14 protein-coding genes are annotated in these 18,044 nt (G+C 67.3%); 4 read left to right on the top strand and 10 right to left on the bottom strand.

Annotated features, from left to right (window positions below):
* Positions 1-20 precede the first annotated feature (20 nt).
* The 4 genes from frc (B0W80_RS09665) to oxc are packed head-to-tail and all read right to left on the bottom strand — an operon-like array spanning position 21 to position 4,874.
* Positions 21-1,271, bottom strand: a complete 1,251-nt coding sequence (frc, locus tag B0W80_RS09665; protein ID WP_076998917.1) for a formyl-CoA transferase — start codon at positions 1,269-1,271, stop codon at positions 21-23.
* A complete protein-coding gene (locus B0W80_RS09660) occupies positions 1,268-1,732 on the bottom strand; it encodes a PAS domain S-box protein (RefSeq protein ID WP_076998916.1) in 465 nt (154 codons plus the stop codon). Before B0W80_RS09660 ends, frc (B0W80_RS09665) begins: the two co-directional genes overlap by 4 nt.
* 35 nt (positions 1,733-1,767) lie before the next feature.
* A complete protein-coding gene (gene frc / locus B0W80_RS09655) occupies positions 1,768-3,042 on the bottom strand; it encodes a formyl-CoA transferase (protein ID WP_076998915.1) in 1,275 nt (424 codons plus the stop codon).
* Between the two features lie 35 nt (positions 3,043-3,077).
* Positions 3,078-4,874: an oxalyl-CoA decarboxylase gene (oxc, locus tag B0W80_RS09650; protein ID WP_076998914.1), complete on the bottom strand. Its 1,797-nt coding sequence runs from the start codon at positions 4,872-4,874 to the stop codon at positions 3,078-3,080.
* Positions 4,875-5,053: 179 nt separating this feature from the next.
* Here oxc and B0W80_RS09645 point away from each other — a divergent pair, with 179 nt between their 5' ends.
* A complete protein-coding gene (locus tag B0W80_RS09645) occupies positions 5,054-5,662 on the top strand; it encodes a Crp/Fnr family transcriptional regulator (RefSeq protein WP_076998913.1) in 609 nt (202 codons plus the stop codon).
* 1 nt (position 5,663) lies between these two features.
* Here B0W80_RS09645 and B0W80_RS09640 read toward each other — a convergent pair whose 3' ends face one another.
* The 4 genes from B0W80_RS09640 to B0W80_RS09625 form a co-directional block, all read right to left on the bottom strand.
* Positions 5,664-6,500: a cytidylate kinase family protein gene (locus B0W80_RS09640; protein ID WP_076998912.1), complete on the bottom strand. Its 837-nt coding sequence runs from the start codon at positions 6,498-6,500 to the stop codon at positions 5,664-5,666.
* Positions 6,501-6,531: 31 nt separating this feature from the next.
* The gene (locus B0W80_RS09635; RefSeq protein WP_076998911.1) at positions 6,532-8,061 is read right to left on the bottom strand and encodes a tripartite tricarboxylate transporter permease; all 1,530 of its coding nucleotides are present in this window, start codon (positions 8,059-8,061) and stop codon (positions 6,532-6,534) included.
* A 39-nt stretch (positions 8,062-8,100) separates the two neighbouring features.
* The gene (locus B0W80_RS09630; RefSeq protein ID WP_076998910.1) at positions 8,101-8,622 is read right to left on the bottom strand and encodes a tripartite tricarboxylate transporter TctB family protein; all 522 of its coding nucleotides are present in this window, start codon (positions 8,620-8,622) and stop codon (positions 8,101-8,103) included.
* A gap of 82 nt (positions 8,623-8,704) precedes the next feature.
* Positions 8,705-9,736: a tripartite tricarboxylate transporter substrate binding protein gene (locus B0W80_RS09625; protein WP_076998909.1), complete on the bottom strand. Its 1,032-nt coding sequence runs from the start codon at positions 9,734-9,736 to the stop codon at positions 8,705-8,707.
* Between the two features lie 253 nt (positions 9,737-9,989).
* On the opposite strand from B0W80_RS09625, the gene B0W80_RS09620 reads away from it, so the two are divergent.
* The gene (locus B0W80_RS09620; protein WP_076998908.1) at positions 9,990-10,217 is read left to right on the top strand and encodes a hypothetical protein; all 228 of its coding nucleotides are present in this window, start codon (positions 9,990-9,992) and stop codon (positions 10,215-10,217) included.
* A gap of 201 nt (positions 10,218-10,418) precedes the next feature.
* Positions 10,419-12,671 carry a catalase/peroxidase HPI gene (gene katG / locus B0W80_RS09615; RefSeq protein WP_076998907.1) on the top strand — a complete coding sequence of 751 codons (2,253 nt, stop codon included), beginning with the start codon at positions 10,419-10,421 and terminating at the stop codon, positions 12,669-12,671.
* Between the two features lie 29 nt (positions 12,672-12,700).
* Here the strand turns inward: katG and mdeB are convergent, their stop codons facing one another.
* A complete protein-coding gene (mdeB, locus tag B0W80_RS09610) occupies positions 12,701-15,325 on the bottom strand; it encodes an alpha-ketoglutarate dehydrogenase (RefSeq protein ID WP_076998906.1) in 2,625 nt (874 codons plus the stop codon).
* A 106-nt stretch (positions 15,326-15,431) separates the two neighbouring features.
* Between mdeB and B0W80_RS09605 the strand changes: the two genes are divergently transcribed.
* The gene (locus B0W80_RS09605; RefSeq protein WP_076998905.1) at positions 15,432-15,896 is read left to right on the top strand and encodes an Lrp/AsnC family transcriptional regulator; all 465 of its coding nucleotides are present in this window, start codon (positions 15,432-15,434) and stop codon (positions 15,894-15,896) included.
* A 115-nt stretch (positions 15,897-16,011) separates the two neighbouring features.
* Here B0W80_RS09605 and B0W80_RS09600 read toward each other — a convergent pair.
* A partial coding sequence (locus B0W80_RS09600) for a PhoX family phosphatase (protein ID WP_076998904.1) occupies positions 16,012-18,044 on the bottom strand: 2,033 nt, incomplete at its 5' end.

Raw genomic sequence — 18,044 nt, 5'->3', positions numbered from 1 at the left:
GCCGACGGCTCAGGCAGCCCTCAGATCACACGTTCCTGGCGCAGCATCGCCAGGTCGTCCGTGCTGAACCCCAGTTCGCGCAGCACCTCGTCGGTGTGCTCGCCCAGCAGCGGCGCACGGGTCACCTCGGTGGAACTGTCGGACATCTTGATCGGGTTGCCCACCGTGAGGTACTTGCCCCGCGTGGGGTGGTCGACCTCGACGATGGTGCCGCTCTCGCGCAGCGACTCGTCCGCGGCGATCTCCTTCATCGACAGGATCGGCCCGCACGGAATGTCGTACTGGTTCAGGATCTCCATGGCCTCGAACTTGTCCTTGGTCATGGTCCACTGCTCGATGCGCGCGAAGATGGGCTTCAGGTGCAGCAGCCGTGCGGCCGGCGTGGCGTAGGCCTCGTCGTCGATCCAGCCCTCCTCGCCGATCACCTTGCACACGGCCGGCCACACGGCCGCCTGGGTGATGAAGTAGATGTAGGCGTTGGGGTCGGTCTCCCAGCCCTTGCATTTCAAGATCGAGCCCGGCTGCCCGCCGCCCGATGCATTGCCCGCGCGCGGCACAGCGTCGCCGAACTTGCCGTCGGGGTACTGCGGGTACTCGTGCAGCGTGCCGGTGCGCTCCAGCCGCTGCTGGTCGCGCATCTTCACGCGGCAGAGGTTGAGCACCGCGTCCTGCATCGGCGCCAGCACCTGCTGGCCGCGGCCGCTGTGGGTGCGCTGGTAGAGCGCGGCCACGATGCCCAGCGCCAGGTGCAGCCCAGTGCCGCTGTCGCCGATCTGCGCGCCCGTCACCACCGGCGGGCCGTCGTCGAAGCCGGTGGTCGAGGCCGCGCCGCCGGCGCACTGCGCGACGTTCTCGTACACCTTGCAGTCTTCGTACTTGCCCGGGCCGAAGCCCTTGACGGAGGCGACGATCATGCGCGGGTTCAGGTCCTGGATGTGGCTCCAGGTGATGCCCATGCGCTCCATGGCGCCGGGCGCGAAATTCTCGACCAGCACGTCGCAGGTCTTGATCAGCGTGTCCAGCACCTGCCTGCCCTTGGGCTTCTTGGTGTCGAGCGTGATGGAGCGCTTGTTGTGGTTCAGCATCGTGAAGTAGAGGCTGTCCACGCCGGGGATGTCGCGCAGCTGGCCGCGCGTGGCATCGCCCTCGCCGGCCCGCTCGACCTTGATCACGTCGGCGCCGAACCAGGCCAGCAACTGGGTGCAGGTGGGTCCGGACTGGACGTGGGTGAAGTCCAGGACGCGAACGCCTTCGAGTGCCTTGCCGCTCATCGTGTGTCTCCTTGTGTCTCTGCCTTGGCCTTCGCCTCGGCCCTTGCCTCTGCTTCGGCGAGCCGGGCGCGCAGCTTGCGATCTTCGGCGAAGCGGGCCGTCTCGTCGCGCACGATCGCGACAATGCCCGTCACGGTGCGATCCTCGGCGAACAGCATCGACACCGTGAACGCGATCGACAGCGTGTGCCCGTCCTTGTGCAGCGCGGGCACGCGCAAAAGATCGGCGCCGTACTTGGTAATGCCCGTGGCCATGGTTGTGCGGTAGCCGTCCCAGTGGCGGCCCCGCTGGCGCTCGGGAATGATCAGGTCCAGCGAGCGGCCCAGCGCCTCGGCTTCGGTGAAGCCGAAGATGCGCTCGGCGGCCTTGTTCCAGAGCACGATCGCGCCTTCGGCATCGCACACCATGATGGCATCGCCGGCGCCTTCCACCAGCTGCTTGAAATCCACGTTCGACGACACGGCGCCTCCCCTGTTGCGCACGCGAGTCCCAGGGCTCAGATGACCTTGGCCTCGCGCAGGTTGATGATCTGCTCGCGGGTGTAACCCAACTCCTCGAGCACCTCTTCGCTGTGCTCGCCCAGCAGCGGCGAAGCCGTCACCTCGGGCTTGAGGTCCGAGAACTTGATCGGGCTGCCGATGGTCCAGTACGTGCCGCGCTCCTTGTGCGGCACTTCGACGATGGAGCCGCTCTTGCGCAGCGACTCGTCGCGCAGCAGTTCTTTCATCGACAGCACGGGCGCACAGGGAATGTCGAACTTGCGGAAGATGTCGACCGCCTCGAACTTGGTCTTGTCCTTGATGAAGTCCTCGATGGTCGCGAAGATCTGCTCGATGTGCGGCTGGCGGGCCTTGGCGGTCATGTAGTCGGGGTCGGTCTTCCACTCGGGCTTGCCCAGCGCTTCGCAGATCGGCTCCCAGGCGTGGCCCTGCACCGTGAAGTAGATGTAGGCGTTGGGGTCGGTCTGCCAACCCTTGCACTTGAGGATCCAGCCCGGCTGGCCGCCGCCGCCCGCATTGCCGCCGCGCGGCGTCACCTTGTCCTTGAACGCGTCCATCTCGTGCGGGTACTGGGGGTACTCCTCCAGGTAGCCCACGCTTTCCAGGCGCTGCTGGTCGCGCATCTTCACGCGGCACAGGTTGAGCACGGCGTCCTGCATCGAGCAGGCGACCTTCTGGCCCTTGCCGGTCTTCTCGCGGCCGATGATGGCCGTGAGGATGCCGATGGCCAGGTGCATGCCGGTGTTGGAATCGCCGAGCGCCGCCGCCGAGATGGTGGGCTGCGAGTTCTCGCCCTTCCACCAGCCGGTGGTCGAGGCGGCGCCGCCGGCGCACTGCGCCACGTTCTCGTAGACCTTCAGGTCCTCGTAGTGGTGGCCTTCGCTGAAGCCCTTCACAGATGCGTGGATCAGCTTCGGGTTGAGTTCCTGGATGCGTTCCCAGGTGAAGCCCATGCGGTCGAGCGCGCCGGGGCCGAAGTTCTCGACCAGCACATCAGACTCGCGCACCAGCTGTTCGAGCACCGCCTTGCCTTCCGGCTTCTTGGTGTCCAGCGTGATCGAGCGCTTGTTGCTGTTGAGCATGGTGAAGTAGAGCGCGTCCACGTTGGGAATGTCGCGCAGCTGGCTGCGGGTGACGTCGCCCGCCCCGGGGCGCTCGACCTTGATCACGTCGGCGCCGAACCAGGCCAGCAGTTGTGTGCAGGCCGGGCCGGCTTGCACGTGGGTGAAGTCGATGATCTTGATACCGTCGAGGGGCTTGGTGCTGCTCATTGAAATCTCCTTTTCCTGGATCTGTTGAAAGCGGGTTACTTCTTCTTGGCCGTGCTTGGGTTGAGGCTGGTGATGCGGCCGCTCTCCGTGCCGGCCGTCTCGTCGATCACGGCGTTGATCAGCGTGGGCCGGCCCGAGGCGATGGCTTCGGCGAGGCCTTTTTCCAGCTCGTCGGCCGTGGTGGCGTGGACGCCGACGCCGCCGAAGGCTTCCATCAGCTTGTCGTAGCGCGCGTTCTTGACGAACACGGTCGGTGCGACGTCGGCGCCGCCGCCCGCGTTCTGGTCGGTGCCGCGGTACACGCCGTTGTTGTTGAACACCACCACGCAGATCGGCAGGTTGTAGCGGCAGATGGTCTCGACCTCCATGCCGCTGAAGCCGAAGGCGCTGTCGCCTTCGATGGCGATCACCGGCTTGCCCGTGACCACCGCAGCGGCCACCGAGAAGCCCATGCCGATGCCCATGATTCCCCAGGTGCCCACGTCGAGGCGCTTGCGCGGCTCGTACATGTCGACGATGCTGCGCGCGAAGTCGAGCGTGTTGGCGCCCTCGTTGACCACGATCGCATCGGGCCGCGCCTTCACCGCATCGCGGATCACGCTGAGCGCACTCTGGAAGCTCATCGGCGATGGCCGGGCGGCCAGCGTGGCGGCCATCTTCGACAGGTTCTTGTCCTTGCGCTCGGCGATGGCGCCGGTCCATTCGGCCGGCGGCTTGGCCCACTCGGCGTCGATGCCCGCGAGCAGCGCCGCCACGCAGGAGCCGATGTCGCCGATCACCGGCGCGGCGATGGCCACGTTGCTGTCGATCTCGGTCGGCGCGATGTCGATCTGGATGAACTGCTTGACGCCCTTGTCCTGGCCCCAGGTCTTGCCCTTGCCGTGCGACAGCAGCCAGTTGAGGCGCGCACCGACCAGCATCACCACATCGGCCTCCTGCAGCACGTAGGAGCGCGCGGCCGACGCCGACTGCCCGTGTGTGTCGGGCAGCAGGCCCTTGGCCATCGACATCGGCAGGTAGGGAATGCCGGTCTTCTCGACCAGCGCGCGGATGTCGGCATCGGCACGGGCGTAGGACGCGCCCTTGCCCAGCAGGATCAGCGGCTTCTTCGCGCTCTTGAGCAGGTCGAGTGCGCGCTGCACGGCGTCGGGCGCCGGAATCTGCCGCGGCGCCGGGTCGACCACCTTGATCAGCGAGCGCTTGCCGGCGGCGGCATCCATGGTCTGCGCGAAGAGCTTGGCCGGCAGGTCGAGGTACACGCCGCCAGGCCGGCCCGACACCGCCGAGCGAATGGCACGTGCGATGCCCACGCCGATGTCCTCGGCATGCAGCACGCGGAAGGCGGCCTTGCACAGCGGCTTGGCGATGGCCAGCTGGTCCATCTCCTCGTAGTCGCCCTGCTGCAGGTCGACGATCTCGCGCTCGCTGGAGCCGCTGATCAGGATCATCGGAAAGCAGTTGGTGGTGGCGTTGGCCAGCGCGGTCAGGCCGTTGAGGAAGCCAGGCGCCGACACCGTCAGGCAGATGCCGGGCTTCTGCGTCAGGTAGCCGGCCGCGGCGGCTGCGTTGCCGGCGTGCTGCTCGTGGCGGAACGAGATCACGCGCAGCCCCTCGGCCTGTGCCATGCGCGTGAGGTCGGTGATCGGGATGCCGGGCAGCGCGAAGATGGTGTCGATGTCGTTGAGCTTCAGCGCGTCGAGCACCAGGTGGAAGCCGTCGGTGAGTTGCGGTTGCTCCGCGGCGTCGCCATCGAGCGGGACGCTGTGGAGTGCGCGGGCGGGTGTGTCGCCGGCCGCTGCGGGTGCCTGCCTGGCGGTGATGACTGAGGACATGTGTCTCCTTCTGCTCGTGTGGAATGGCCGGAGGCCGTGCCCGGACTATGATTTGGACCCCCGCTGTCGGCCGTTGACCTGGGTCAACTTTTCGGAAATGGACACCCCGCGAAGACCCTGGTGTGCCGCCGCGGCGCCATCGCCCCCTGCCGCCGCGAAAGAGAGCAACCCGCGAACCCATGACCACGCTCGACAACCATCCGGAGAAGAACATCATTCGCGCGCAGCTCCGGCAGAACGTGCTGCTCAAGGACCTGGGCGACGCCGACCGCGCCGAGCTCGAAGCCCACCTGGCCATCGTGGACGGCAACAAAGGCGACTTCCTCATGCACCAGGGCGTGCGCGAGATGGGGCAGTACTTCATCCTCGACGGCATCCTCAAGCGCGTGGTAAGCAATCCGGAGGGCAAGGAAATGATCCTGCGCTTCGCCGACGAGTTCGACATGGAAACGAGCTACGCCGCGCTGCGGCTGGGCACGCCGACGCCCTACGGCATCGTGTGCGTCACCAAGGCGCGGGTGGCCAGCCTGCCGCTGAAGGACTGGATCGCGTTTCTCAAGCCCCGGGCAGAGGCCAAGGAGCTGTTCGAGTTCTGCGTGATGCGCGGGATGAGCGAGATCATGGCGCACACAATCACGCTGCACCTGCTGGATGCGCCGGGTCGGGTGCATCGCTTCATGCGCAAGCATCCGGAACTGGTGGACCGGATTCCGAGCAAGGAGCTGGCGTCGTATCTCAACCTCAGCGCCGAGACGCTGAGCCGCCTGAAGAAGCGCGGAAAGATCTGATTCAGGTCTGCTTGGACGACGCGAAGCGCCGCGAGCTGGTCATCAATCTCAGTTCATTGGCAACGCCCTGCACGCCCGGCACGGCCGCCGCCACGCTCTCGGCCTGCGTCCGCTCTTCTGCATCGAGCACGATGCCGCGCAGCGCCACCGCACCTTCCTTCGCATGGATCGTGATGCTGGTGTCCCGGGTGTCCGAGTGCTCCTTCAGCGCCGCACGCACGCGCGCCTCCAGCGCCATGCTGGCGAGCAGGGCCCGCGACTCCGGCGTTTCGGCGAACTCGGGCCGGTCTGCCAACTGCCGGATCTGCTCGACGCAGCTTTCCACCGACACGCGCCCGGTGTTCAGCACCAGGTCGTACAGCACCGGGTCACCCCAGGTCACGCCGAACTGCTCGTGCATGCGCGACGCATGCGCGTGGTCGCTGCGGCGCAGTTCGGCCTCGGCGAACTCGGCATCGTCGGTGCCCAGGTGCGCCATCAGCCACTCGACCCGCTTCGCGAGCGGCCGCGTGATGCGCACGCACACCACGTGCGACACCGGCCGCAGCAGGCAGGTGGCGCCCCAGCCCCGCAGCACCACGTTGCCGGCATCGGCCAGCGAGAAGACCTCTTCAGCGGTGTAGAGCGCGACGCTGCGCTTGTCGGTGGTCAGCCGCTCGACCAGCCCGGCCTTGCCGTCGCGCAGCCGGCCGATCAGGCTGCTCGACACCTGGGCCCGGTCGGCCACGCGCTCGATGGCCTCGTGGCGCATGACGGCCAGGCCCATGGCCTGCGCGAGTTGCAACGACACGTCCTTGGCGAGGGAACCCATTTCCTGGGTCATGGCGATGACGGGCATGAGTCGGGCTCCTGGCTATCGATCGAGAAGGTCAGTCCACCGGCCGTTCGGCGGCGAACTCGTCAACTTTTTTTGGCTTGATCATCGCCAGCACCTTGGAGATCAAGGGCCAGAAGAGCATGGTCAGCGCCAGCGTGGTGATGCTGCCGACCAGCGGGTTCGACCACATGATCGAGACGTCGCCCTGCGACACCAGCATGGCCTGCCGGAAGGAGTCCTCGGCCTTGTCGCCGAGCACCAGCGCCAGCACCAGCGGCGCGAGCGGGAAGTCGAGCTTCTTGAACACGTAGCCCACCACGCCGAAGCCCAGCATGAACCAGATGTCGAGCATCGCGTTGTGCACGGTGTAGGCGCCGATCGCGCAGATCACGATGATCACCGGCGCGATGATCGAGAACGGGATGCGCAGGATCGAGGCGAAGAGAGGCACTGTGCTCAGCACCACGATCAGCCCGACGATGTTGCCCAGGTACATGCTGGCGATCAGGCCCCAGACGAAGTCCTTCTGCTCGACGAAGAGCAGTGGCCCGGGCTGCAGGCCCCAGATCAGCAGGCCGCCCAGCAGCACCGCCGCGGTGGGCGAGCCCGGGATGCCCAGCGCCAGCATCGGCAGCAGCGCGCTGGTGCCGGCGGCATGCGCGGCGGTCTCGGGTGCGACCACGCCTTCCATTTCGCCGGTGCCGAACTTCGGCCCCTTCTTCGACATCTTCTTGGCCAGGCCGTAGCTCATGAACGAGGCCGGCGTGGCGCCGCCGGGCGTGATGCCCATCCAGATGCCGATCAGCGAGCTGCGCAGCGAGGTCACCCAGTACTGCGGCAGCTGCTTCCAGGTCTGCAGCACCACCTTGGGGTCGATCTTGGCGCTCTTGCCCGAGAACTTGAGGCCCTCTTCCATCGACAGCAGGATCTCGCCGATGCCGAACAGGCCGATGACCGCGATAAGGAAGTCGAAGCCGCGCATCAGCTCGGGCTGGCCGAAGGTCAGCCGCAGCTGGCCGGTGACGGTGTCCATGCCGACGCTGGCGAGCGCGAAGCCCAGCGCCATCGAGGCCAGGATCTTGAAGGGCGAGCCCTTGCCCATGCCGACGAAACTGCAGAAGGTCAGCAGATACACCGCGAAGAACTCGGGCGAGCCGAACTTGAGCGCGAACTTGGCGACCAGCGGCGCAAGGAAGGTGATCATCACCACCGCGAGGAAGGCGCCGATGAAGGACGAGGTGAAGGCCGTCGTGAGCGCCGCACCGGCCTGGCCCTGCTGGGCCATCGGGTAGCCGTCGAAGGTGGTGGCCACCGACCAGGGTTCGCCCGGGATGTTGAACAGCACCGAGGTGATGGCGCCGCCGAACAGCGCACCCCAGTAGATGCACGACAGCATGATGATGGCCGAGGTCGGCGACATCGTGAAGGTGAGCGGCAGCAGGATCGCGACGCCGTTGGCGCCGCCGAGGCCGGGCAGCACGCCGATCAGCACACCCAGGACGATGCCGACGAACATCAGGCCGATGTTCATGGGCGTGAGGATCACGGCGAAGCCCTGCAGCAGGGCGCTGATTTCATCCATTTCGGGTTCGCTCCGTGGGTTTCTTGAGATTCGGTGGCTTCAGTAGCCGAGGAAGCGAAGCGGATCGAGCGAGCCCTTGAAGAGCGGCACCTTGAACCAGACTTCGAACATGCAGAAGAAGAGCGCGTTGACGCAGAAGCCGATCAGCACGCTCTTCAACCACGAGTACTTGCCCAGCACCACCATGAAGAGCGCGATGTAGATCGCCGACGCGACGTACAGCCCCAGGAAGGTGATGGCCAGCACGTAGCCCGTGGCCGGCAGCAGCACCGACAGCACGCGCCGGAACTGCTCCGAATCGACGAAGGGCGTCGTGTTGCGGTTCTTGCCCAGCAGCGCCTGGTACAGGATGCCGGCGCCCGAGACCACGATGAGCACGCCGATGTAGAACGGAAAGTAGCCGGCGCCGGGGCCGTCGGTGGTCCAGCCCGCGCCCAGCTTGCGGCTCTCGAAGACCACGGCCAGGCCGATGATCAGCAGGATCGCCGCGGCGACCGCTTCCACCAGGTAGGTGGGTACGCCGGCGCGCGCCGCGCCCTCGGGATTTTCTTCGTGCTCCATGGAGCCCCCATCGTGAAGTTCGACAAGAAAGACCGGATGCGGGCGGCCGCGCTCGGCGGCCCCCACGGGGCGGCGACGCCGCCTACTTCGCGTTGGCGGCGATGAAGCCGGCCTCGGTCATCAGCGTGCGGTGCGTGACCTCGGCGGTCGCCAGCCACTTGCCGAAGGCATCGCCACTCATGAAGGTCTGGTTGAAGGCGCCCTTCTCCATGTATTCCTTCCACTCGGGCGTGGCGGCCACCTTCGTCAACAGCTCGACGTAGAAGGCGAGCTGGTCCTTGCTCACGCCCGCGGGCATGAAGATGCCGCGCAGCATCGTGTACTTGGTGGGCACGCCGGCTTCCTTGCAGGTCGGGATGTCGTTCCACGACTGCGTGTCGGTCACCTTCTCCTTGTAGGGCATGCGTTCGTCGTCGAACACACACTGCGCGCGCAGCTTGCCGGCGCGCCACTGCGCGACCGCCTCGATCGGGTTGTTGACGGTGGAGTTCACGTGGCCGCCCACCAGCTGCACCGCCACCTCGCCGCCGCCCTTGAAGGGCACGTAGATGAACTTGGTACCGGTGGCTTTCTCGAGCGCCACCGTGATGATCTGGTCTTCCTGCTTGGAGCCGGTGCCGGCCATCTTGAACTTGTTGGGGCCCGCCGCCTTCACCGCGGCGATGTACTCGCCGGCCGTCTTGTAGGGTTGCTCGGCGTTGGTCCACAGCACGAACTGGTCGAGCGCCATCATCGCGACCGGCGTCATGTCCTTCCAGTTGAAGGGCACGCCGGTGGCCATGGGCGTGGTGAACAGGTTCGACAGCGAGATCACGATCTTGTGCGGATCGCCCTTAGCCTCCTTCACCGCCAGGAAGCCCTCGGCGCCCGCGCCGCCGGACTTGTTGACGACGATCAGCGGCTCCTTCATCAGCTTGTGCTTGATGACGATGCCCTGGATGAGCCGCGCCATCTGGTCGGCGCCGCCGCCCGTGCCGGCCGGAATGACGAACTCCACCGGCTTGGTCGGCTCCCACGCGGCGAGCGCGGGCGAGGTGCCGGCCAACGCCAGCACGGCAGCGGTGAGGGCCTTGGCTCGACAAGCCCGGGCGTGAGAAACGATGCGTTCGATCATGTTGTCTCCTGTTGAAGCTGCGCTCTTCTTGCTTGGGTTCGCAGTCGCCATCCCCAGTGCGCGAATGCTGCGCGCCGGCCGCGAAACGCGGCTTGACCGGGGTCAACTTTTTTGGAGATTCCGTATCCGGGTGAACCCGCCCCGAGGGGCTTCGACGACGCAGAAAAGTGCGCCCGGGTTAACCCTATAAGATCGGCCTTTCCCCGCCGCGTCTCTCCTCCTTCTCCGTCTTTTCCTTGCCAGGAGCCCATGCATGTCAGGCCTCGACCAATCGACCGGTTCGCGCACGTGGTTCGGCGCGTTCAAGGCCTTGGCCGACGAAGCAAGCACGCTGCTCGATGCGCTGTTCAGCCCGGGCCGGATCATCGAAGAGGTCGAAGAGATGCGCGCGCTGCACCAGCGCGCAAGCCGCATCGAGGCCACCGACCCCCAGCGCGCCGCGGTGCTGCGCTGGCACGCCTCGCGCATCGGGCTGCGCTGAGGCACCGGGCCACGGTCGCGGTGGTTCCGCGAAGAGCGATCTCGTCGCGCATGTCGGAAGGAACCCGAGCACCGGGTCGGCCCACCAATGCGGTCCATTGCCCTTTCTATGAGGGCGATTGACGGTATTCATTCGCATGCCACGCGATGTGGTCAAGAATGCATGCCCCGACCCACTCCCCTCAAGAACGGAGGCTTCCCCATGAGCAGCGACAACACCGGCGCCAAGTGCCCCTTCGACCACGGTGCCGCCGGCAGCGGCACCAACAACGCACATTGGTGGCCCAACCAGCTGCGGCTGGACCTGCTGTCCCAGCATTCGAACAAGTCCGATCCGATGGGCGAGGATTTCGACTACGCCAAGGCCTTCAACAGCCTCGACCTCGCCGCGCTGAAGAAGGACCTCACGGCCCTCATGACCGACTCGCAGGACTGGTGGCCCGCGGACTTCGGCCACTACGGCGGCCTGTTCGTCCGCATGGCCTGGCACAGCGCCGGCACCTACCGCATCGGTGATGGTCGCGGCGGCGCCGGGCGCGGGCAGCAGCGCTTCGCGCCGCTCAACAGCTGGCCCGACAACGTGAGCCTCGACAAGGCGCGCCGCCTGCTGTGGCCGATCAAGCAGAAGTACGGCCGCAAGATCTCGTGGGCCGACCTGATGATCCTCACCGGCAACGTCGCGCTCGAAAGCATGGGCTTCAAGACCTTCGGTTTCGCCGGCGGCCGCGAGGACACCTGGGAGCCCGACCACGACATCTACTGGGGCCGCGAGACCAAGTGGCTGGGCGGCGACGAACGCTATTCCAAGGGTTCGCCCGGCGTCGATGAAAAGCACGGCGTGCTGGTGAAGGACGACGACAGCAAGGTGCCCCACACCCGCGACCTCGAGAACCCGCTGGGCGCCGTGCAGATGGGCCTGATCTACGTGAACCCCGAGGGCCCGGACGGCAAGCCCGACCCGGTCGCATCGGCCAAGGACATCCGCGACACCTTCGGCCGCATGGCCATGAACGACGAGGAAACCGTGGCGCTGATCGCCGGCGGCCACACCTTCGGCAAGACGCACGGCGCCGGCCCGGCCGACAACGTGGGCGTGGAGCCCGAGGGCGGCGAACTCGAAGCGCAAGGCTTCGGCTGGCACAACAAGTTCGGCACCGGCCGCGGTGCCGACACCATCACGAGCGGGCTCGAAGTCACCTGGACCCGTACGCCGGCCCAGTGGAGCAACGACTACTTCGAGCACCTTTTCGGCTTCGAGTGGGAGCTCACCAAGAGCCCGGCCGGCGCGCAGCAATGGGTGGCCAAGAACGCGCAGCCCACCATCCCGCACGCGCACGATCCGTCGAAGAAGCTGCTGCCGACCATGCTGACCTCGGACCTCGCGCTGCGCATGGACCCGGCCTACGAGAAGATCTCGCGCCGCTTCATGGCCAACCCCGACCAGTTCGCCGACGCGTTCGCGCGCGCATGGTTCAAGCTGACGCATCGCGACATGGGCCCGAAGGCGCGCTACCTCGGCCCCGAGGTGCCCACCGAAGAACTGCTGTGGCAAGACCCGCTGCCCGAGGTCGACCACCCGCTGGTGGACGATGCCGATGTGAGCGCGCTCAAGGCGAAGGTTCTCGCGACCGGACTGACGGTCGGCGAGTTGGTCTCCACGGCCTGGGCTTCGGCCTCCACCTTCCGCGGTGGCGACAAGCGCGGCGGCGCCAACGGCGCGCGCATCCGCCTCGCTCCGCAAAAGGACTGGGCCGCGAACCAACCGACGCAGCTGGCCAAGGTGCTGAAGGCGCTCGAAGGCGTCCAGTCGGAATTCAACGGTTCAGGCACGGGCGGCAAGAAGGTCTCGCTGGCCGACCTGATCGTGCTGGCCGGCGGCGCAGCCATCGAGAAGGCCGCCAAGGATGCCGGCCACGACGTGAAGGTTCCTTTTGCAGCAGGCCGCACCGACGCATCGCAAGAGAAGACCGACGTCGACTCCTTCGAACCGCTCGAGCCGGTGGCCGACGGCTTCCGCAACTACCAGAAGGCGCCCTACGCCGTGCCCTCCGAAGCGCTGCTCGTGGACAAGGCCCAGCTGCTGACGCTGACCGCACCCGAGATGACGGCACTGGTCGGCGGGCTGCGGGTGCTCGGCGCGAACGCGGGCGCGTCGAAGCACGGCGTGTTCACGGACAAGCCGGGCCAGCTGACGAACGACTTCTTCGTCAACCTGCTCGACATGGGCACGGAGTGGAAGGCCAGCGGCGCGGACCTGTTCGAAGGCCGCGACCGCAAGAGCGGCGCCGTCAAGTTCACCGGCACGCGCGTCGACCTGGTGTTCGGCTCCAACTCGGTGCTGCGCGCGCTGGCCGAGGTCTACGGCAGCTCGGACGGGCAGAAGAAGTTCGTCGACGACTTCGTCGCGGCCTGGACGAAGGTGATGAACCTCGATCGGTTCGACATCGCGGCCTGATCGACGGCAGCCCCGCTGGCTGAGCGTGCTCAGCCCAGCGCGTGGCGCGCCGCCCGCGCGATGCTCTGCGCGTCGACGCCGAAGAACTGCCGCAACGCCGCACGCGTGTCGCTGCGGCCGAAGCCGTCGGTGCCCAGCGTGATGTAGCGCCGGCCTTCGGGCACGAAGGCGCGGATGCTTTCGGGCACGGCGCGCACGTAGTCGGTGGCGGCGATCACCGGGCCGCTGCCCTCGGCGAGCTGCCGTGCGACGAAGGGCGTGCCGGGCTCGGCCTCGCCGGCCAAGGCGCGCGACTCGCAGGCCTGCCCGTCGCGCGCCAGCTCGCTCCAGCTGGTGACGCTGAACACCTCGGCATCGATCCCATCTGCCGCCAGTTGGTCCGCGGCCTTCAGCACCTCGGTGAGGATCGCGCCGGAGCCCATCAGCGTGACGCGCTTGCCTTTGCCTTCCGCCGCCTTGAATCGATAGCAGCCGCGCAGCACCTCGGCCTGCGCATCGGCCGGCAGGTCGGGCTGCGCGTAGTTCTCGTTCATGAGCGTGACGTAATAGAACACGTCCTTCTGCTCGACCAGCATCTCGCGGATGCCGGCATCGACGATGACCGCCATCTCGCCCGCGAAGGCCGGGTCGTAGGCCTTGCAGTTGGGAATGGTGGCGGCGATCAGGTGGCTCGATCCGTCCTGGTGCTGCAAGCCCTCGCCGCCCAGCGTGGTGCGGCCCGAGGTCGCGCCGAGCAGGAAGCCGCGCGGCCGCTGGTCGGCCGCGGCCCAGATCTGGTCGCCCACGCGCTGGAAGCCGAACATCGAGTAGTAGATGTAGAAGGGCAGCATGGCCAGCCCGTGCACGCTGTAGCTGGTGGCGGCGGCCGTCCAGCTGGCGATGGCGCCGGCCTCGCTGATGCCCTCTTCGAGGATCTGGCCGTCGGTGGCTTCGCGGTACGAGAGCACCGAGCCGATGTCTTCGGGCGCGTAGCGCTGGCCCACGCTCGAGTAGATGCCGACCTGCTTGAACAGGTTGGCCATGCCGAAGGTGCGCGCCTCGTCGGCCACGATGGGCACCACGCGCGGGCCCAGGGCCGGATGCTTCATGAGGTTGCCCAGCATGCGCACGAAGGCCATGGTGGTGCTCATCTCCTTGCCGGCGGCCGCCACGGCGAACTGCGCGTAGGTCGCGAGTTCCGGCTTGGCCACCACCTTGCAGGCGGTCTCGCGGCGCGGCATGCTGCCGCCGAGCGCGTTGCGGCGTTCCAGCAGGTAGCGCATCTCGGGGCTGTCGTCGGCCGGTTTGTAGAAGGCCAGCGAGGTGGCCTGCTCGTCGCTGAGCGGCAGCGCGAAGCGGTTGCGGAACTCGACCAGGTCCACGTCGTCCAGCTTCTTCTGCGAGTGCGTGGTCATCTTGCCCTGCCCGGCGCTGCCCATGCCGTAGCCCTTCTTGGTGTGGGCCAGGATCACGGTCGGCTGGCCGCGGTGCGCCGCGGCCGCGGCATAGGCGGCATGGATCTTCACGAGGTCGTGGCCGCCGCGCTTCAGGCGGTCGATCTGCTCGTCGGTCATGCCCTGGGCCAGGCGGGCGAGCGCCTCGTTCTGGCCGAAGAAGTTGTCGCGGTTGAAGCGGCCGTCCTTGGCAGCGAAGGTCTGCATTTGGCCGTCGACCGTGTCTGCGAAGGCGCGGGCCAGGGCGCCCTCGGTGTCGCGCGCGAAGAGGCCGTCCCAGTCGCTGCCCCAGACCAGCTTGATCACGTTCCAGCCGGCGCCGGCGAAGAGCTTTTCGAGCTCGTCGATGATGCGGCCGTTGCCGCGCACCGGGCCGTCGAGCCGCTGCAGGTTGCAGTTGACCACCCACACCAAGTTGTCGAGCTTCTCCCGCGCCGCCAGCGTGAGCGCGCTCATCGATTCGGGCTCGTCCATCTCGCCGTCGCCGAACACGCCCCACACTTTTCTGCCTGCGCAGTCGAGCAGGTTGCGGTGCGTGAGGTAGCGCATGAAGCGCGCGTGGTAGATCGAGCTGATCGGGCCAATGCCCATCGAGCCGGTGGGGAACTGCCAGAAGTCGGGCATGAGCCACGGGTGCGGGTAGCTGCTGAGGCCGCGTGCGCCCTGCGCTGGCGCGGTAAGTTCCTGACGGTAGTGAGTCAGGTCTTCTTCGCTCAGGCGGCCTTCGAGGTAGGCACGCGCGTAGACGCCCGGCGCGCTGTGCGGCTGGAAGAACACCAGGTCGCCGCGGTGCTTCTCGTCGCGCGCATGGAAGAAGTGGTTGAAGCCGGTTTCGAACAGATCCGCCGCGCTCGCATAGCTCGCGATGTGCCCGCCCAGTTCGCCATAGGCCTGGTTGGCCCGCACCACCATCGCGAGCGCGTTCCATCGCATCAGCGAGGCCAGCCGCTCCTCGATCGCGAGGTCGCCCGGAAACACGGGTTGCGACTCGACCGCGATGGTGTTGACGTAGGGCGTGGCCAGCTCGGGCTGCCAACCGATGCGCTGGCTGCGCGCGATGCGGGCCAGCTCGTCGAGCATCCAGCGTGCGCGTTCGGGACCGTGGTTCTCGGCCAGCGAGGCGAAGGCATCACGCCATTCGGCGGTCTCGGCCGGGTCGGTGTCGTCGATGGGCATGTCGAGGAGGGCGCGCAGTTGGCCGGCAGAGATCGGGGCATTCATGAACCGCACTTTAGGCCGCCACGAGCGGAATGAGTTGCCGTTCAATCACCAAGTTCGACCACCGCACGGCATAGAATGCCGCCGTTTTGCCACTTTGAAGCATTTCATGCAACTGGATGTCATCGATCTGCGCATCGTCGACGAACTCCAGCGCGACGGCGCACTGTCCAACGTCGAGCTGGCGCGGCGCGTGCATCTGTCGCCCTCACCCTGCCTGGCCCGCGTGAAGTCGCTGGAGGCGGCTGGCGTGATCCAGCGCTACGTGGCGCTGGCCAGCGCGGCTGCACTGGGCCTGGGGCTCAACGTGTTCATCTCGATCAGCCTCAAGACGCAAAGCAAGCAGTCGCTGGCCGACTTCGAGCAGCGCATCGCGGAGCACGACGAGGTGATGGAGTGCTATTTGATGACCGGCGACAGCGACTACCTGATCCGGGTCGCCGTCGCCGACATCGCGGCGCTCGAGAAGTTCATCCTCGAGCAGCTGACGCCCATTGCGGGCATCGAGAAAATTCGCTCGAGCTTTGCGCTCAAGCAAGTGCGCTACAAGACGGCGCTGCCCCTGCCGAAGTAAGGCCCCCCGGCTTTGCACGAGCTTCGCTCGTGTAACGCCACCCCCGTGGGCGCGGGGTGGCTCGCCTCGGGGCGGCCCGGCGGCGGGCCGCTACCGTCTTGCCAAGCCTGCCCGTTCAGAGGCCTACGATGCCGCCGTCATCCTTGGTGATGACGATGGTCGCCGAACGCGGACGCGCGTTGCCGCCGTCCGGCCAGTGGCTGCCGAACTGCGCCGGGTTGGCGATGTTCGCGTTCGGCGTGGTTTCGCCCGGGTGCTGGATGTTCACGAAGAGCGCGCGGCCGTCGCCCGATTCGGCGATGCCGGTGATCTCGCAGTCCTTCGGCCCGACCAGGAAGCGGCGCAGGCCGTCGGTGCCCGGGGCCTTGCCGGCGATCGTGGCCTGCTGGCGGGTGGTGGCACCGCTGACGTTGGTGATCGTCTTCGCGGCGCCATCGCCGACCTTGCCCGGCAATGCGGCAAGCAGCATGCAGTTGGTGACGTCGGTGTAGGCGCCGTCATCGGTCTCCAGCCACAGCAGGCCGCCGGTGACCTCGCTGAACCACAGGCCGTCGGGGCTGGAGAAGTCGTTGTCGGCCACCAGGCCCGACAGGTTGACGTCGGCCGATGCACCGGCGCGCGCGCCGAACAGGTAGACGTCCCACTTGAAGCTCAGGGCCGCCGGGTTGGCGTTGTCGTCCGCGAAGCGCACGATGTGGCCGTTCGGATTGCCGGTCTGCGCCGTGGCGGCCGCGCCCTTGGGGTCGTTGTAGAAGCGCGGGTTGGCCGCGTCGGTGGCCGTGATGGGGCGCGAGGCCGCGTTGGTATTGGTCAGCGTCACGTAGACCTCGCCGGTCTTCGGATTGACGGCGGTCCATTCCGGGCGGTCCATCTTGGTGGCGCCGGCCGCGTCGGCAGCGAAGCGGGCGTTGATCACCACGTCGGCCGCGTCGGCGAAGGCATAGGGGGCGTAGCTCGACGTGATGTTGTTGACGCCCAGCTTGAGCTCCAGCCACACGCCGGTGCCGTCGGCGTCGAAGCGCGCGACGTAGAGGCGGCCGTCGTCCATGTACTTGTCGCCGGCCGCGATGCCGCCGCCGATGTCGGCCGCATCCCAGTTCTTCGTCGACACGAACTTGTAGATGTACTCGTTGCGCGAGTCGTCACCCATGTACCAGACCAGCGGCTTGCCGGCCACGACCGGGCCGAGGCAGGCGCCTTCGTGGCCGAAGCGGCCGAGCGCGGTGCGCTTCTTCGGCGTGCTGTTGGGCGTGAAGGGGTCGATCTCGACCACCCAGCCGTAGGTGTTGGCACCGTTGCGGTAGTCGGCGGTGGCGGTGGCGGCACCGCTGATGACTTCGGTGTTCCAGCGGCCGTAGAGGTTGTCGGCGGTGTCCGGCGTCACGGTGGCCCACAGCTCGCGGCCGGTGCCGGCCACGCCGTAGCGCGTGAAGGATGCGATTTCGCGCGCGGTGCGGTTCAGGTTGTCGGTGGCGACGATGCGGCGGAAGTAGCCGGCCCAGTTTTCCTCGCAGGTGAGGTAGGTGCCCCAGGGCGTGGTGCCGTTGGCGCAGTTGTTGAGCGTGCCGCGGGTCTTGCTGCCGTCGGTGGAGTACTTGGTCTTGAGCGCGTCGGTCTTGGCGGCCGGACCGGAGAAGGTCATCTCGGTCAGCGTGTGGACGCGGCGGTTGAAGGTGGAGTCCTGCTTGTAGCTCCAGGCACTGGCGCCAGCGCCCTTGTTCACCTCGATCACGCTCACGCCGTGCAGGTAGAACTCGCGCAGCACTTCGTCGGGCACGCTGCGCAGCTGCGCGTTGCCGGTGCCGGTGGTGGTCTGGCCCGTGGGGTGCAGGAACAGCGGCGTGATGGCCTCGTGGTTCATCACCAGCAGGCCGCGTGCAGCGGCGGCGGGGCTCCACTTGTTCGAGCCGTCCATGCCGAAGTAGGTCATGCCGTCGTGGTGGTCGCCGGCGCGGCGGTCGTAGGTGGCGGCCGCATCGGTACCGTCGTTCGCATAAGCGGGCACGCCGTTCGCGATCGGGTCGCCCAGGCGGTACAGCACGGTGGCGGTGTAGCCGGCAGGCACGGCGACCACGTCGGCGAGGCTCTTCGACACGGCGTCGAAGCCGAGCTTGGGCGAGGCCGGCGCAGGAGGAGGCGGCGGCGGGG

This window comes from Variovorax sp. KK3 (assembly GCF_001984055.1).
In the GTDB taxonomy this organism is placed as follows: domain Bacteria; phylum Pseudomonadota; class Gammaproteobacteria; order Burkholderiales; family Burkholderiaceae_C; genus Variovorax.
Note: the sequence above shows the minus strand (reverse complement) of the source record. Positions and strands in the feature narration are given on the sequence as shown.